This window comes from Pseudomonas arsenicoxydans, assembly GCF_006438915.1.
In the GTDB taxonomy this organism is placed as follows: Bacteria; Pseudomonadota; Gammaproteobacteria; order Pseudomonadales; family Pseudomonadaceae; genus Aquipseudomonas; species Aquipseudomonas arsenicoxydans_A.
Genome location: NZ_RCZE01000001.1, coordinates 412268 through 427323, shown reverse-complemented (window position 1 = coordinate 427323; position 15056 = coordinate 412268). Strand labels below are relative to the sequence as shown.

The window sequence follows — 15056 nt, the reverse complement described above, 5'->3', positions numbered from 1 at the left end:
TGGATTCATCGCGAGCAGGCTCACTCCTACAGGGGCTTGTGGTGATTCAGGTGGGGCGGCGGGGGATTCATCGCGGGCAAGCCACGCTCCCACAGGGTTTTGGTGATCCTTGTGGGAGCGGGGCTTGCCCGCGATGCTTTTAGGCCTGGCTGAACTGCGAAGCGAGTTCGCGCAGCAGGACTTCGGCTTCGAGGACTTTGGTGACCACGTCATTTGCCTTGTCGCGGGTCAGGCCGACGCGCTCCAGCAGGGCTTCAGGGATGTCTTCATCCGGGCCGGAGCCGATGCCGCGTCCACGCAGCAGGCGCACGGCCAGGCAGACGAGGTTCGGGTATTCCGCGTAGTCGCCATCGTAATGCGGGTCGTGCTGGAAGCGCAGGGCGGTGGCGAGTTCTTCTGGCATGTCCCAGTAGCGCATCAGCCATGAGCCGATCTGTTCGCGGCTGATGCCGAGCAGGTGCTGCTCGACGTAGCTGTGGCACAGGTGCTGGTTGACTTCCAGGTGACGGCAGATCAGCGAGAAGTGCGGCGGGAAGACGTGGGCCAGCAGCAGGTAGCCGAAGTTGTGCAGCAGACCGGCGAGGTAGGTCAGGCCGGCTTCCGGGCGCTGGGCGCGCGGCATGGCGCGGGTCAGGCCTTCGATGACGGCGGCGGTGTAGATCGATTGCTGCCAGTACGGCGTGGCGTGTTGCGGGTGGTCTTTGGGCAGGCTCAGGGTTTTGCCCAAGGCCAGGCCCAGCGCGAGGTTGATCACCAGGTCGAAACCCAGGACCCGCACAATCGCGTCTTCTACTGAACGAATCTTGCCCGGCGAGGCGTAGTACGGCGACGCGGCCCAGCTGACGACTTGTGCGGCCAGCGCCGGGTCGGTTTCGACGACGCCGGTGATGTCGTCGATGGTGGCGTTGGGGTCGACGCGCAGTTTGATGATTTTCTGCGCGGTCTCGGCCAGCGGCGGAATCTCGATGGTCTCTTCCAGGCGTTGCTGGATGCGCCGCGCCGTGAACACTTGAACGGCCTGGGTGATTTCCTTGCGGTCATCGTCGGGGCGGTCGAGGTTGGGGCGGATGCTGGTCAGGTTCTCGCCGAAGTTGGCGGCGCTGGCCTTGGTCAGCATGGTCTTGAAATCTTCGCTGGTGATTTCCAGCAGCAGGCCCGGTTCGCCCGAGTTGATCAGCAACTTCGGTTCACGCAGCAGGCTTTCTTCGTACAGGCACGGCGAACTGGTCAGCGCCGGCAGGCCGGGCAGCAGGCTCAGGCTGTGTTTGCCGAGCATTTTCACCAGGCGTTCGGTGGGCACGGCAGTGAGCCGGCGGCCGGTCAGTTCGGCGAGGCGATTGAGGTCCAGCAATTGGCTTTGCGCAAACAGCACCATCAGCGCGCCGACGGCGTCGTCCAGCAACACAGCCTGTACTTTGCGCGAGGCGTTCAGGCCGTGGTGGTCCAGCACTTCTTCGTAGGCAATGCCCAGCTTGCCCAGCAGCAGCCGAATAACAGACGGAGCGTGCAGGGGTTCCGGGGCGAGGGCAGCTTCAGTCATGGTCTGTATCCGTATTCAAACAATTGCAGGAGTATAACCAGCTTGTTTAAAAGCATCGTCCTCAAACTGCGACGGTGCTCACACTTGGCCGTATTGCTGCCCATGGCGCAGCCAGCGGTCGAGCAGCGGGCTGACGTGGTCCGGCCAGCGCTCCAGCAATGCCTGGGCGGCGTCGCGCACGGCGGGCAATAAATCGGCGTCACGCATCAGGTCGGCGACCTTGAATTGCAGCAGGCCGGTCTGACGTGTGCCGAGCATTTCGCCGGGGCCGCGCAGTTCGAGGTCTTTTTCGGCGATGACAAAACCGTCGTTGGTTTCACGCATGATACCGAGGCGCTGACGACCGATTTGCGACAGCGGCGGATGGTAGAGCAGCACGCAATGGCTGGCGGCGCTGCCTCGGCCGACACGGCCGCGCAACTGGTGCAATTGCGCGAGGCCGAGGCGTTCAGGGTTTTCGATGATCATCAGGCTGGCGTTCGGGACGTCGACGCCGACTTCGATCACGGTGGTGGCGACCAGCAGTTGCAGGTTGCCGGCCTTGAACTCGGCCATCACGGCGGCTTTTTCCACCGGCTTCATGCGGCCGTGGATCAGCCCGACCTTCAACTCGCCGAGCGCGGCGGTGAGGTCTTCGTAAGTGGTTTCGGCGGCCTGGCAGGTCAGCTCTTCCGACTCTTCAATCAGCGTGCACACCCAATAGGCCTGACGCCCTTCGGCGCAGGCGCCGCGCACCCGTTCGATGACTTCAACGCGTCGGGTGTCGGTGATCAACACGGTGTTGACCGGTGTTCGACCGGGCGGCAGTTCGTCGAGGATCGAGGTGTCGAGGTCGGCGTAGGCGCTCATGGCCAGCGTCCGTGGAATCGGTGTGGCGGTCATGATCAGTTGATGCGGACACATGCGTCCGCCAACGCCTTTCTGCCGCAACGCCAGACGCTGCTGAACGCCGAAGCGGTGTTGTTCGTCGATGATCACCAGCGCTAGGTTCTTGAACTGCACTTCGTCCTGGAACAGCGCGTGAGTGCCGACCACCATTGGCGTGCCGCTGGCGATCTGTTCCAGCGCGGCGACGCGGTTCTTGCCCTTGAGCTTGCCGGCCAGCCACGCGACTTCGATGCCCAGTGGTTCGAGCCAGCGCTTGAAGGTGATGAAGTGCTGCTCGGCGAGGATCTCGGTGGGCGCCATCAGCGCGACCTGATATCCGGCCTCGAGTGCCTGGAGCGCGGCGAGGGCGGCAACCACCGTTTTACCCGCGCCAACGTCGCCCTGAATCAGTCGCAACATGGGTTCGTGCTGACTGAGGTCGTAGGCGATTTCGTTGCCGACCCGTTGCTGTGCGCCGGTCGGTGCGAAGCCGAGATTGGCCAGGTACTTGGCCGGGAGTTTGGTGGCTTTCGGCATGGCCGGTGCGCGCAGGGAGCGCATGCTCTCGCGCAACCGTTGCTGGGACAGTTGATGAGTCAGCAGTTCTTCAAAGGCCAAGCGGTGCTGCGCCCAGTGATGACCGAGGGCGAGCTCATCGACGTCGGCATCGGCGGGCGGGTGATGCAGGTAGCGGATCGCATCGGCCAACGGTGCGAGTTGATAGTCGCGCGCGAGTTCGGTCGGCAGCCAGTCAGGCAGGCTGGTCGGGCCGAGCATCGTCAGGGTCTGCATGCACAGCTGGCGCAAGCGCTGCTGGGTCAGGCCTTCGGTGAGCGGGTACACCGGGGTCAGGGTTTCATCCACCGGCGGCGGTTCGTCGCCGGTAATGGCGCGGTATTCCGGGTGGTAGATTTCCAGTCCCGACGCGCCAGGCCGCGCTTCGCCGTAGCAGCGAATCCGCGTGCCGCGTTTTAGGCCTTCTTTCTGTGCGTTGCTGAAATGGTAGAAGCGCAGGCTGAGCCCGCCGGTGCCGTCTTGCAGACGCACAACGAGGCTGCGGCGACGACCCATGACCACGTCGGCACCGCTGACGGTGCCTTCGATGACGGCGTCTTGCCCCGGTCGCAAATGGCCGATCGGGACCACACGGGTGCGGTCCTGATAGCGCAGCGGCAGGTGAAACAGTACGTCCTGGAGATTCTCCAGGCCGACCTTGGCCAGCTTCTCGGCCATGGCCTCGCCGACACCCTTGAGTGCCGTCACCGACACTTGCGACAACTCGGTCATGACAGCAACTTACGCCGCCACCACCGGCACGGACGGCTTGGCCACCGAGCACAGGCGAATGGAGTCAGCGAGGATTTCAATTGCCTTCGGCCGCGGGAAGCTGGCGCGCCAGGCGATGGCCACGGTACGGAACGGCACCGGCGGCGTCAGTGGGCGCACTTCGATGATGCCCGGGGCGTAGTGATGGCTGTCGACGGCCGACAGCGGCAGGATCGAGATGCCCAGGCCGGAGGCGACCATGTGGCGGATGGTTTCCAGGGAGCTGGATTCCACCGTGGTGTGCTTTGCTCCGTCGTTGCCTTTGGTGAGGGTCGGGCAGGCTTCCAGTACTTGATCGCGGAAGCAGTGGCCTTCGCCGAGCAGCAGCAGGCTCTTGTCGTTGAGCAGGCTGGCGTCGATGGATTTTTTTTGCGTCCACGGATGCTGGGCCGGCATCAGGACGTAGAACGGCTCGTCGTAGAGTTGCAGCGTCAGGACGTCGGCTTCGTTGAACGGCAGGGCGATGATGATCGCGTCGAGCTCGCCGTTGCGCAGTTTGTCGCGCAGCACGTGGGTGAAGTTTTCTTCGATGTACAACGGCATCTGCGGGGCGACCCGGTGCAGTTGCGGAATCAGGTGCGGGAACAGGTACGGGCCGACGGTGTAGATGGCGCCGACTTTCAGCGGGGCGGTCAGCTGGTTTTTACCGGCCTGGGCCAGTTCGCGAATGCCTTGGGCTTGTTCCAGGACTTTTTGCGCCTGGGCCACGATGCCTTCGCCGACCGGGGTCAGGCGCACGGCACTCTTGCTGCGCTCGAAAATCAGCACACCGAGTTCGTCTTCAAGCTTTTTCACGCCGACCGACAGGGTCGGCTGACTGACGTGGCAACGCTCAGCCGCGTGGCCGAAATGCTGCTCTTGGGCGAGGGTAACGATGTAGCGTAATTCTGTGAGAGTCATAGCAAGCGTCCATGAAGTTGCGCGCCAAGCATAACGGCTGCAATCGATAGACGCACGTTATCAGAGTGAGTGTGTTGAGTGACACCGGGTAATGCGTGTTTGCCGCTGGCAGATATGCGAAAGGCACCTTTCGGGGTGCCTTTATCCGCGCTGCATCTATGACTTCGATCCATTGTGGCGAGGGGGCTTGCCCCCGCTGGGTTGCGAAGCGACCCCAAAACCAGCGAATGCATTTTTTCAGATATCCGCATTCGTTTGCTTTGGGACTGCTGCGCAGTCCAACGGGGCGATGCGGCGTTCCGACAAGCCCCCTCGCCACAGGTATCGCGGTGTTTGGATTAGCGGCGGCGTTTGTCTATGGAATACACGAACGGTGCAGTGATTTCGATAGTGCCATTGGTGAGCATGTCGGCCGGTGGCTTGGGCAGCGGCTGGGCGCGGCGGATCATTTCCAGGGTGGCCCGGTCCAGATCGGCAGCGCCAGATTGGCTGACCAGTTCGAAGGACAACACATTACCTTGACCATCGACGACGAAGCGCAGGCGGTTCATGCCTTCCTTGCCCCGATTCTGCGCACTGGCCGGGTACTTTTTGTACTTGCCCAGGTGAGCAAGCAAAGTGCCTTCCCAGCTAGCCTTGGCAGCCTGCTGCGCCGGCGATGGACCGGGTGCCGGTTGTGCGGATTTTTCGGTCGGTGCCTGAGTCGGTTGCGCGTCGCTCGGTTTTGCCTCGGACGGCTTTTCCTTCGGCGGCTCCGGCTTCTTCTCCACTGGCTTGGGCGGTTGCGGCTTTGGCTTGGGTTTGACCGGCTTGGGCACGGCAATCTCGGCTTTCGGCGCTTCAGCCAGTTTCGGGATCGGCAACTCCTCCACCGGGGCTGGTGGCTGCGGCGGCGTGATGACCTTCGGCGGTGCCGGCGGTGGTGGTGCCGGAACCGGTGCCAGCTCAACCATCATGGCCAGCGGTGGCAGCTCGACCGGGGGCCGCGACGTCCAGTTCAGCGCCAGCGCGATGGCCAGTGCGTGGACGCCCAGCACCACGGCCAGGCTCCCGCTGTAACGCGTCAACTTATGGCGCGTCGTGATCATTTCTTGACTGCCGACTCAAGCCCGACCAGACCCACCTTCAGGTAACCGGCGGAGCGCAGGTTGTCCATCACGCTCATCAAGTCGCCGTAATCCACGCCTTTATCGGCCTGGAAGAAGATCGTCGTGTCTTTCTTGCCCTGGGTCTTGGCGTCCAGCGTCGCGCCGAGAGCTTCGGCCTTCACTTCGTCTTCGCCGAGGAACAGGCGCTGGTCAGCCTTGACGCTGAGGAACACCGGTTTCTCCGGGCGTGGCGCCGGCTTGGCGGTGGAGGCGGGCAGGTCGACCTTGATGTCCACGGTGGCCAGCGGGGCGGCCACCATGAAGATGATCAACAGCACCAGCATCACGTCGATAAACGGCGTGACGTTGATTTCGTGGTTCTCGGCCAGATCGTCGTCTGCGCCTTCTTTCAAATGCAAGCCCATGGCTGATTACCCTACTTTGACCATGTGCGGTTGCGTGGAGCGCTCGGTGGTCGGCAGGTGATCGAGGTCACGGCTGACCAGCAGCAGGACTTCAGCCGAAGCGTCGGACACTTGAGCCTTATAACCTGCGATGGAGCGCGCGAAGACATTGTAAATCACCACCGCCGGGATGGCGGCAACCAGGCCCAGTGCGGTCGCCAACAGGGCTTCGGCGATGCCGGGTGCGACAACGGCGAGGTTGGTGGTCTGGGTTTTGGCGATGCCGATGAAGCTGTTCATGATGCCCCATACGGTGCCAAACAGACCCACGAACGGCGCGGTGGAACCGATGGTGGCGAGGACGCCGGTGCCGCTGCTCATGTTGCGACCGCACGCCGCTACCAGACGTTCGAGGCGGAAGGCAACACGCTCCTTGATGCCTTCTTTCTCGCGGCTGTTGACCGACAGGCGCATCTCTTCCAGGGCGTCATGCACCAACAGGTTGGCGAGGGTGCCTTGCTGGGTGGCTGTTGCGCTGGCTTCTTTGAGGGTGGTGGCTTTTTTCAGGTGGACGATTTCTGTACGCAGGCGACGCTTGGCGCCCATCAGCTCCAAGCCTTTGGCGATCCAGATGGTCCAGGTGATGATCGAAGCAATGGCCAGGCCGATCATCACGATTTTCACGATAATATCGGCGTTCTGGTACATGCCCCACGGCGACAGGTCGTGGGCCATGCCCAGGGTGTTGTCGGCTTCGAGCACTTCAGGAACGTCTGCAGCGTCAACCGCCTGAACCGGATCGGTCGCGACTGGCGCAACGACAGGAGTAGCGTGATCGGCGGGAGCTGGAGCTGGAGCTGGAGCGGCGGCGGCAGCCGGCGTGGCGGGTGCTTGCGCATCAGCGAAAGCGGCGGTTGGCGCGAGCATCAGGCTCAGCAGCAGAGCGGCCACTGCGCTCCAGGCGCGAGGGCGTTTGGTTGGCGAAGCGGAGAATTGATTGCGTGTCATGCTGGCCGGACCTGAGAGAAAAAGACGGTTAATGTTCTTCCAGGCCTCGTGAGGCCGAGAACAAAAGTGGCGTGCATTATTGCAATTAATTCTTGTTAACAAAAGTAATAGAGTCTCTTTTTTTCCTGCATTACTAGCCGCTCGTCCTGTGTCGGCGCTAGTCTGTGGCTTTCCGATGGGAGTTTTTCGATGTCCACACCCTCAGTTTTGATCGCCGGTTGCGGTGATGTCGGCAGTCGCCTGGCCACGCAACTGGTAGCTTCCGGATGGGAGGTGCACGGTCTGAGGCGCGACGTCTCACGCCTGCCAGAGGGTGTCATTGGTGTCGCAGGGGACTTGTTCAAAGAAGAATGTCCCGAGACCTGGCCCATCGGCGCAGTGGATTACCTGGTGTATTGCGCGGCGGCTACCGATCACGATGAAGCCGGTTATCGCGCTGCGTATGTGCAGGGTTTGCAGCATGTGCTGGAGTGGCTGAACGACTACGGCCAGGTGCCGGAGCGGCTGTTATTTGTTTCCAGCAGCAGTGTGTATGGCCAGCAGGAGGGTGAGTGGGTCGACGAGTCGTCGCCGACAATTGCAACCGGCTATTCAGGTCGTTTGATGCTGGAGGCTGAGCAGGTGGCACTGCAAAGCGGCATCCCGGCGAGCATTCTGCGCTTGACCGGCATTTACGGTCCGGGCCGCGAATGGCTGCTGACGCAGGTTCGTCGCGGTTATCGCGTGGCAGTCGATCCGCCGTTGTACGGCAATCGCATTCACGCGGACGATGCGGCGGGGTTGATGGCGTATCTGCTGGAAGCGGATCGTCGTGGTGTGGCGCTGGATGACGTTTATATCGGCGTCGACGATGCGCCTGCACCGTTGGCCGAAGTGGTCGGCTGGTTGCGTGAGTACCTGGGCGTGACCGAGTGGGATGAAGACTCGAGCGTACGGCGTACGGGGAGCAAGCGTTGCAGCAATGCGCGGGCCAAAGCCTTGGGCTGGACGCCGAAGTACCCAAGCTATCGCGAAGGCTATGCCGCCATTCTCGAAGGCCGCTGCTGACTTCCGGTCACCCTGAACCAAATGTGCGAGCGGGCTTGCTCGCGAAAGCGGTGTAACAGTCAACGATGATGTTGAATGTTACGGCCCCTTCGCGAGCAAGCCCGCTCCCACATTTGATCTTCGTTGTAGCTGAGATCGGGTTACTGCTTTTCCAGCAACCACTTGCGGTCGCCCGGGGTGAACTGCGGCATTTCGTCAGCCTGTGCGGTGTTCACCGCCTGGAAGATTTCCAGCTCCTTGCCCTTGCGCGCGAAGATCCAGGTGTTGCCCTGGCCGTTCAGTTGCAGCCACATGTTGTCGTTGCCGCCGCTCATCGACGCGCAATCGCCCGCCAGGCACAGGGCATAGCGGTCTGCACCGGGCAGGCCGGCAACCTGGCCGTCAGCCTGAAATTGCACGGTGTTGCCTTCACCCGGGCCGCTGACAATATTCCAGCTACCGCCCATGTACGCCGTATACAGCGCGCGTTCGAAGCTCGCACCCACCGGTGCACCTTCCGGTACCTGGATCTGCGCAGGGTCGAACACCTGCGCGGGTTCGCTATCGAACGCAGCCTGGCGGAGTTGCTTGCCGTCGCGTTTCAACTCACTACCGGAACTGCCATAAAACTCGATCTTCCATGCGCCGGACTCTTCGCCCAGCAGCTTGCCGTCGACGTTTTCAAAACCGTTGGTGTAGCGAGTCTGACCGGCCTTGGTATTGACGTCCCATTCCAGGTTCGGGCCATAGGCCTGGAGCGCTTCGCGCAGGGGAGCGCCTTTGGCGGCAGCGTCAATCGCCACCTGATTGATCCAGGTGCCGCTGATATCACGATCGGCAGGGTTGCTGGCACAACCGCCCAAGAGTAGGGCGACCAGCGAGAGGGCTAGCGCGTGGCGCATGGTGGAATCCTTTCAAGACAAGATCGGCGCAGCCTTTGGAAGGCTGCGCCGCACGTTTACTCGATGACCAGAATGGCATCCATCTCAACCTGCGAACCCTTTGGCAGGGCGGCTACGCCGATGGCGGCGCGAGCAGGGTAAGGCTGGTCAAAGTACTTGCCCATGATCTCGTTGACCTTGGCGAAGTGGCTCAGGTCGGTGAGGAAGATGTTCAGTTTGACGATGTCTTTGAACGAACCACCGGCCGCTTCGGCCACGGCTTTGAGGTTCTCGAACACCTGGACGGTCTGGGCTTCGAAGCCTTCAACCAGTTCCATGGTTTTTGGGTCCAGAGGAATCTGGCCCGACATGTAAACGGTGTTGCCAGCCTTGATCGCCTGGGAGTAAGTACCGATGGCGGCCGGGGCCTTGTCGCTGGTGATAACAGTCTTGGTCATGAATGACTCCTTGTAAGAGTGGGCTTTACGCACGCATGCGGGTGATGCGAATCACCCCGGTCAAGGCACGCAGTTTCTTGATCACGCGAGCCAGGTGCACGCGGTCGTGCACGCTGACCACCAGTTGGACCACGCTGATGCGACCATCGCGTTCGTCCATGCTGATTTTTTCGATATTGCCGTCGGCCGCGTTGACGCTGCTGGCCAGCAGGGCGATCAGGCCGCGCTGATGTTCCAGTTCGACGCGCAGCTCGACGTTGAATTCGCCGGTGACATCCTTGGCCCACGAGAGCTGGATGCATTTTTCCGGGTTGTGGCGGATTTCGCTGATGTTGCGGCAGTTATCCAGGTGCACAACCATGCCTTTGCCCGCAGACAGGTGCCCGACAATCGGGTCGCCCGGGATCGGCGTGCAGCACTTGGCGTAACTGAGGACCAGGCCTTCGGTGCCGCGAATCGCCAGCGGACCTTCCGGGCTAGGCAACTGTTCGCCTTCGCCAAGCAAGCGGCGGGCGACCACATAAGCCATGCGATTACCCAAGCCGATGTCTTCCAGCAAGTCTTCGATCAGTTCGAGGCGGTACTCGGCAAGCATCGCCGTGACGCGCTCAGGCTGGACTTTTTCCAGGGAGCTGTCGAAGCCGTTCAGCACCTTATTCAGCAGGCGTTCGCCGAGGCTGATGGACTCGGAGCGGCGTTGCAGTTTCAGCGCATGGCGGATGTGCGTCCGCGCCTTGCCGGTGACCACAAAGTTGAGCCATGCCGGGTTCGGCCGCGCGCCGGGAGCGCTGACGATCTCGACCGTGGAACCGCTTTGCAGCGGTTCGGACAGCGGTGCGAGGCGACGATTGATCCGGCAGGCGATGCAGCTGTTGCCCACGTCGGTGTGCACCGCGTAAGCGAAGTCGACCGCCGTGGAGCCTTTGGGCAGCTCCATGATCCGGCCTTTGGGCGTGAACACGTAGACCTCGTCCGGGAACAGGTCGATCTTCACGCTTTCGATGAATTCCAGCGAGTTGCCGGCGCGTTGCTGCATTTCCAACACGCCTTTCACCCACTGGCGGGCGCGGGCATGTGTGCCTTTTGGCTGCTCGTCGCCGCTGGATTTGTACAGCCAATGGGCGGCAATGCCGTTGTTGGCCATCTCTTCCATTTCACGGGTGCGGATCTGGATCTCGATCGGAACGCCGTGCATGCCGAACAACGTGGTGTGCAGCGACTGATAGCCGTTGGCCTTGGGGATCGCGATGTAATCCTTGAAGCGACCCGGCAACGGTTTGTACAAATTATGCACAGCACCCAGCACGCGGTAGCAGGTATCGACCTTGTCGACGATGATCCGGAACGCATAGACGTCCATGATCTCGTTGAAAGCCCGGCGCTTGCCGCGCATTTTCTTGTAGATGCCGTAGAGGTGTTTCTGGCGACCGCTGACCTCGCCCTGAATGCCGTCGACGGCCAGGCAGTGGCTGAGGGACTCTTCGATCTTGTTGACGATTTCCTTGCGGTTGCCCCGGGCGCGTTTGACAGCCTGGTTGATCCGCGCGGAACGCATCGGGTGCATGGCCTTGAAGCCGAGGTCTTCGAACTCTATGCGGATGGCGTGCATGCCCAGCCGGTTGGCAATGGGCGCATAGATTTCCAGGGTTTCCTTGGCGATCCGCCGGCGCTTTTCGCCGGACAGGACTTCCAGCGTGCGCATGTTGTGCAGGCGGTCAGCGAGCTTGACCAGGATCACGCGAATGTCGCGCGCCATGGCCATGGCCATTTTCTGGAAGTTTTCGGCCTGGGCTTCGGCTTTGGTCTCGAAGTTCATCTGGGTCAGTTTGCTGACCCCGTCGACCAGTTCGGCCACGGTTTCACCGAACTGCGCTTGCAGCGCTTCTTTGGCAATACCGGTGTCTTCGATCACGTCATGCAGCATCGCGGCCATCAGGCTCTGATGGTCCATGTGCATGTCGGCAAGAATATTCGCCACGGCAAGAGGGTGCGTGACGTACGCCTCACCGCTACGGCGGCGTTGACCGTCGTGGGCTTGTTCGGCGTAGAAGTACGCTCGGCGGACCAGATTGACCTGGTCCTTGCCGAGGTAGGTCGATAAGCGATCGGCGAGGGCGTCTATGCTCGGCATGATAACTCCTGCCGTTCGCTGTGACTCCGCGCCGTGCTACGTCGACCAGGCATAGGCTTAGACGGCCTCGTTGGACTCGTCCTCGAACGCTGCGAACAGCGGTTCGTCTTCGACGATTTCAGCATTGGCGATGAACTCGTAGCTCATCAGGCCTTCAGCGATTTCACGCAGCGCTACAACGGTAGGCTTGTCGTTTTCCCACTGAACCAGTGGCTCTTTGCCGCCGGTGGCCAGTTGACGGGCACGCTTGGTGGACAGCATGACCAGTTCAAAACGGTTTTCCACGTGGTTCAGGCAGTCTTCAACGGTTACGCGGGCCATGGTATTCCTCGGAGCGAATGCAATATGCGCGCTGCCCGGGTGGGCGAGCGGACTGAACAGTTTAAAAAATCACCAGCGATTAGGGAAGCGCTGATTTTTTGACCAGGCCCTTCAACGCGCTGCAAGTGCCAATGTAAAGCCCTTGCAGCGGTTTTGGGAAGTGCTGTTTAGCCGAGCAATTCAGCCAAAAGTTTTCCGTTACGCTGCTGCTGGCGCTTCTGATGCAGCTGATTGGCACGGAAAATCGCCTGCAAATCGCGCAGCGCGTGGGCGAAATCGTCGTTGATGATCAGGTAATCGTAGTCGACGTAGTGGCTCATTTCGCTGACGGCTTCGCGCATCCGGCCTTCGATGACTTCGTTACTGTCCTGGCCGCGATTGTTCAGGCGCTGGTGCAACGCTTCCAGGGACGGCGGCAGAATGAAGATCGAACGGGCCTGGGGCATCAACTTGCGCACTTGCTCGGCACCCTGCCAGTCGATTTCCAGAATCAGGTCATGACCTTCGTCCAGGGTCTGCTGCAGGTGGCTTTGCGAGGTGCCGTAGAGATTGCCGAAGACTTCGGCGCGCTCAAGGAAATCGCCGTGCTCGATCATCTTCACGAAGTCGCTGCGGTCGACGAAGTGATAGTTCACGCCATTCACTTCACCGGGACGCATGGCGCGTGTGGTGTGGGAGACCGAGACACGGATCTCCTGATCAGCGTCGGTCAGGGCCTTGACCAGGCTGCTCTTGCCCGCGCCCGAAGGGGCGGAAATGATGTACAGGGTGCCGGTGCTGTGGGTCATGTCGGGTTTGCCTTACTCAATATTCTGCACTTGTTCGCGCATCTGCTCGATCAACACTTTGAGGTTGACCGCCGCCTGGGTGCTGCGCGGGTCGAAGGCTTTGGAGCCCAGTGTGTTGGCTTCGCGGTTGAGTTCCTGCATCAGGAAGTCCAGGCGCCGACCAGCAGCGCCGCCGGATTTGAGTACCCGGCGAACTTCAATGATGTGAGTGCTCAGGCGATCCAGTTCTTCGGCGACGTCGCTCTTTTGCGCGAGCATGACCATTTCCTGCTCCAGACGCTGCGGGTCGAGGTCTGCCTTCATGTCGGCGAAGCGGTCGAGGACTTTCTGGCGCTGGGTGGCGAGCATCTGCGGAACCAGTTCACGCAGGGTGATGACGTCTTCTTCAATGGAGGTCAGGCGATCGTTGATCAACCGCGCCAGCTCCGCGCCTTCGCGCTCGCGGCCGGCCTTGAGTTCTTGCAGGCCTTCGTTGAACAGCGCCAATGCTTCGGCATTCAAGGCTTGCGGGTCAGTGGCGTCACCCACCAGTACGCCGGGCCAGGCCAGCACTTCCAGCGGGTTGAGCGCCGCAGGATTCTTGATCAGGCTGGCAATCGTCTCGGCAGCGGCGACCAATTGCGCGGCGCGCTCGCGGTCCACTTGCAGTGGTTTGTCGGTGTTTTCTTCGGTGAAGCGCAGGGTGCATTCAAGCTTGCCCCGAGAAATGCCTTGGCGCAGGGCCTCGCGGACTGCGCCTTCGAGATCCCGAAAGGATTCCGGCAGGCGCAAGTGCGGCTCCAGGTAGCGGCTGTTGACCGAGCGCAGTTCCCAGCTCAGGGTGCCTTGGGTGCCGGCTTTTTCTACGCGGGCGAAGGCGGTCATGCTGTGCACCATGGGGGTACCTCGCAAGTCGGGTTTGCGTTACCAAAGGTTTCGCGGACCCGATATCTGTGAATGAAAGCCGACAGGCAGCAAAGGCGCAGGATTGTAGCGCAGTGGGGCGGATGCGCCCAAACACACGGTGTGACAAAGGGCTGCAGGCCGTCGGTAAAGCGCTGTTCAGGGCCTTCGGTCGTCGGGCGGATTTTTTAGAAGTGCCCACTCGTGGCCAGCGGCTCTATAATGCTCCGCAGTTTTCCGTCCCCCGTACAGGTATTCCCTATGAAACGTCCAAGTGGTCGCGCTGCCGATCAGCTCCGCTCGATCCGCATTACCCGCAACTACACCAAACACGCCGAGGGTTCTGTACTGGTCGAGTTCGGTGACACCAAAGTCATCTGCACCGTCAGCGTCGAAAACGGCGTGCCGCGTTTCCTCAAAGGCCAGGGCCAGGGCTGGTTGACCGCCGAATACGGCATGCTGCCGCGCGCCACCGGCGAGCGTAACCAGCGTGAAGCGAGTCGTGGCAAGCAAGGTGGCCGCACCCTGGAAATCCAGCGTCTGATCGGTCGTTCCCTGCGTGCTTCGCTGGACATGTCCAAGCTGGGCGACGTGACCCTGTACGTCGACTGCGACGTGATCCAGGCTGACGGCGGCACCCGCACCGCGTCCATCACCGGCGCCATGGTTGCACTGGTCGATGCCTTGAAAGTGATCAAGAAGCGCGGCGGCCTGAAAGGCGGCGACCCGTTGAAGCAAATGATTGCGGCCGTTTCCGTCGGCATGTACCAGGGCGAACCTGTGCTCGACCTCGACTACCTGGAAGACTCGGCTGCCGAGACCGACCTGAACGTGGTGATGACCAGCACTGGCGGCTTCATCGAAGTTCAGGGCACTGCCGAAGGCGCACCGTTCCAGCCGGAAGAGCTGAACGCTATGCTGGAACTGGCGAAGAAAGGCATGACCGAAATCTTCGAACTGCAAAAGGCTGCACTGGCCGACTGATCGGACCCGTTCCAACCAAGGAGGACGTTATGAGTGATGAACAAGAGCTGCTTCCCACGCCGAGCAAAGAAGTTCGGCAGTGGGCGATGTTTTGTCACTTGTCCGCCTTGCTAGGGATCTGGATTCCGTTCGGCACGCTGATCGGCCCGCTGATTCTTTGGCAGATGAAGCGCGAGATGGACCCGTTTGTCGATGCGCAAGGCAAGGAGGCGCTGAACTTTCAGATCACCGTCGCCATTGCCTCCGCCATTTGCTTCTTGCTGATGGTGGTGATTATCGGGTTCTTCCTGTTCGGTCTGGTGGCGATTGGCGCGTTGGTGCTGACGATCATTGCGGGCGTGAAGGCTAACGAAGGGTTTCCCTATCGGTATCCGTTCACCTGGCGGTTGATCAAGTAACGCGGTTTAAAACAATGCCCCGACTTGTCGGGGCATTGTTTTTTTTGAAGTTAG

The 15056-nt window shown here is 61.2% G+C and carries 15 protein-coding genes; 3 read left to right on the top strand and 12 right to left on the bottom strand.

Features of this window, described 5'->3' with window-relative positions:
* Window positions 1–139: 139 nt before the first annotated feature.
* From EAH78_RS01985 to exbB, 6 genes are all read right to left on the bottom strand, one after another.
* On the bottom strand, window positions 140–1540 hold the full coding sequence (locus EAH78_RS01985) for an aminoacyl-tRNA deacylase and HDOD domain-containing protein (RefSeq protein ID WP_140664814.1): 1401 nt from the start codon (window positions 1538–1540) through the stop codon (window positions 140–142).
* A 78-nt stretch (window positions 1541–1618) separates the two neighbouring features.
* Complete coding sequence (gene recG / locus EAH78_RS01980; RefSeq protein WP_140664811.1) at window positions 1619–3694, bottom strand: ATP-dependent DNA helicase RecG; 2076 nt, start codon at window positions 3692–3694, stop codon at window positions 1619–1621.
* Between the two features lie 9 nt (window positions 3695–3703).
* Window positions 3704–4633: a hydrogen peroxide-inducible genes activator gene (locus tag EAH78_RS01975; protein ID WP_140664807.1), complete on the bottom strand. Its 930-nt coding sequence runs from the start codon at window positions 4631–4633 to the stop codon at window positions 3704–3706.
* A gap of 338 nt (window positions 4634–4971) precedes the next feature.
* Window positions 4972–5721, bottom strand: coding sequence for an energy transducer TonB family protein (locus EAH78_RS01965; RefSeq protein ID WP_140664805.1), 750 nt, complete (start codon window positions 5719–5721; stop codon window positions 4972–4974).
* Window positions 5718–6146 (bottom strand): TonB system transport protein ExbD, encoded by a 429-nt coding sequence (exbD, locus tag EAH78_RS01960; RefSeq protein ID WP_140664802.1) that lies wholly within the window; start codon window positions 6144–6146, stop codon window positions 5718–5720. The genes EAH78_RS01965 and exbD overlap by 4 nt, the downstream gene beginning before the upstream one ends.
* A gap of 6 nt (window positions 6147–6152) precedes the next feature.
* Window positions 6153–7133: a tonB-system energizer ExbB gene (gene exbB, locus EAH78_RS01955; protein WP_140664799.1), complete on the bottom strand. Its 981-nt coding sequence runs from the start codon at window positions 7131–7133 to the stop codon at window positions 6153–6155.
* Between the two features lie 189 nt (window positions 7134–7322).
* On the opposite strand from exbB, the gene EAH78_RS01950 reads away from it, so the two are divergent.
* Window positions 7323–8180, top strand: a complete 858-nt coding sequence (locus EAH78_RS01950; RefSeq protein WP_140664796.1) for an SDR family oxidoreductase — start codon at window positions 7323–7325, stop codon at window positions 8178–8180.
* A gap of 140 nt (window positions 8181–8320) precedes the next feature.
* Here the strand turns inward: EAH78_RS01950 and EAH78_RS01945 are convergent, their stop codons facing one another.
* From EAH78_RS01945 to EAH78_RS01920, 6 genes are all read right to left on the bottom strand, one after another.
* Window positions 8321–9061 carry a hypothetical protein gene (locus EAH78_RS01945; protein ID WP_140664792.1) on the bottom strand — a complete coding sequence of 247 codons (741 nt, stop codon included), beginning with the start codon at window positions 9059–9061 and terminating at the stop codon, window positions 8321–8323.
* A gap of 56 nt (window positions 9062–9117) precedes the next feature.
* Window positions 9118–9498: a RidA family protein gene (locus EAH78_RS01940; protein WP_003229509.1), complete on the bottom strand. Its 381-nt coding sequence runs from the start codon at window positions 9496–9498 to the stop codon at window positions 9118–9120.
* Window positions 9499–9523: 25 nt separating this feature from the next.
* Window positions 9524–11629: a bifunctional GTP diphosphokinase/guanosine-3',5'-bis pyrophosphate 3'-pyrophosphohydrolase gene (spoT, locus tag EAH78_RS01935; RefSeq protein WP_140664789.1), complete on the bottom strand. Its 2106-nt coding sequence runs from the start codon at window positions 11627–11629 to the stop codon at window positions 9524–9526.
* Window positions 11630–11686: 57 nt separating this feature from the next.
* Window positions 11687–11950 (bottom strand): DNA-directed RNA polymerase subunit omega, encoded by a 264-nt coding sequence (gene rpoZ / locus EAH78_RS01930; RefSeq protein ID WP_007894670.1) that lies wholly within the window; start codon window positions 11948–11950, stop codon window positions 11687–11689.
* A gap of 167 nt (window positions 11951–12117) precedes the next feature.
* The gene (gene gmk / locus EAH78_RS01925; protein WP_123436380.1) at window positions 12118–12738 is read right to left on the bottom strand and encodes a guanylate kinase; all 621 of its coding nucleotides are present in this window, start codon (window positions 12736–12738) and stop codon (window positions 12118–12120) included.
* A 12-nt stretch (window positions 12739–12750) separates the two neighbouring features.
* Window positions 12751–13614, bottom strand: coding sequence for a YicC/YloC family endoribonuclease (locus tag EAH78_RS01920; protein WP_140664784.1), 864 nt, complete (start codon window positions 13612–13614; stop codon window positions 12751–12753).
* A 267-nt stretch (window positions 13615–13881) separates the two neighbouring features.
* Here EAH78_RS01920 and rph point away from each other — a divergent pair, with 267 nt between their 5' ends.
* On the top strand, window positions 13882–14604 hold the full coding sequence (gene rph, locus EAH78_RS01915) for a ribonuclease PH (protein ID WP_010465211.1): 723 nt from the start codon (window positions 13882–13884) through the stop codon (window positions 14602–14604).
* 29 nt (window positions 14605–14633) lie between these two features.
* Complete coding sequence (locus tag EAH78_RS01910) at window positions 14634–15002, top strand: DUF4870 domain-containing protein (RefSeq protein WP_140664780.1); 369 nt, start codon at window positions 14634–14636, stop codon at window positions 15000–15002.
* Window positions 15003–15056 lie beyond the last annotated feature (54 nt).

What these genes read in the sequence shown, in the direction of transcription:
- EAH78_RS01985 (WP_140664814.1), bottom strand. Translation starts at nt 1,540, where the DNA reads ATGACTGAAGCTGCCCTCGCCCCGGAACCCCTGCACGCTCCGTCTGTT.
- recG (WP_140664811.1), bottom strand. Translation starts at nt 3,694, where the DNA reads ATGACCGAGTTGTCGCAAGTGTCGGTGACGGCACTCAAGGGTGTCGGC.
- EAH78_RS01975 (WP_140664807.1), bottom strand. Translation starts at nt 4,633, where the DNA reads ATGACTCTCACAGAATTACGCTACATCGTTACCCTCGCCCAAGAGCAG.
- EAH78_RS01965 (WP_140664805.1), bottom strand. Translation starts at nt 5,721, where the DNA reads ATGATCACGACGCGCCATAAGTTGACGCGTTACAGCGGGAGCCTGGCC.
- exbD (WP_140664802.1), bottom strand. Translation starts at nt 6,146, where the DNA reads ATGGGCTTGCATTTGAAAGAAGGCGCAGACGACGATCTGGCCGAGAAC.
- exbB (WP_140664799.1), bottom strand. Translation starts at nt 7,133, where the DNA reads ATGACACGCAATCAATTCTCCGCTTCGCCAACCAAACGCCCTCGCGCC.
- EAH78_RS01950 (WP_140664796.1), top strand. Translation starts at nt 7,323, where the DNA reads ATGTCCACACCCTCAGTTTTGATCGCCGGTTGCGGTGATGTCGGCAGT.
- EAH78_RS01945 (WP_140664792.1), bottom strand. Translation starts at nt 9,061, where the DNA reads ATGCGCCACGCGCTAGCCCTCTCGCTGGTCGCCCTACTCTTGGGCGGT.
- EAH78_RS01940 (WP_003229509.1), bottom strand. Translation starts at nt 9,498, where the DNA reads ATGACCAAGACTGTTATCACCAGCGACAAGGCCCCGGCCGCCATCGGT.
- spoT (WP_140664789.1), bottom strand. Translation starts at nt 11,629, where the DNA reads ATGCCGAGCATAGACGCCCTCGCCGATCGCTTATCGACCTACCTCGGC.
- rpoZ (WP_007894670.1), bottom strand. Translation starts at nt 11,950, where the DNA reads ATGGCCCGCGTAACCGTTGAAGACTGCCTGAACCACGTGGAAAACCGT.
- gmk (WP_123436380.1), bottom strand. Translation starts at nt 12,738, where the DNA reads ATGACCCACAGCACCGGCACCCTGTACATCATTTCCGCCCCTTCGGGC.
- EAH78_RS01920 (WP_140664784.1), bottom strand. Translation starts at nt 13,614, where the DNA reads ATGGTGCACAGCATGACCGCCTTCGCCCGCGTAGAAAAAGCCGGCACC.
- rph (WP_010465211.1), top strand. Translation starts at nt 13,882, where the DNA reads ATGAAACGTCCAAGTGGTCGCGCTGCCGATCAGCTCCGCTCGATCCGC.
- EAH78_RS01910 (WP_140664780.1), top strand. Translation starts at nt 14,634, where the DNA reads ATGAGTGATGAACAAGAGCTGCTTCCCACGCCGAGCAAAGAAGTTCGG.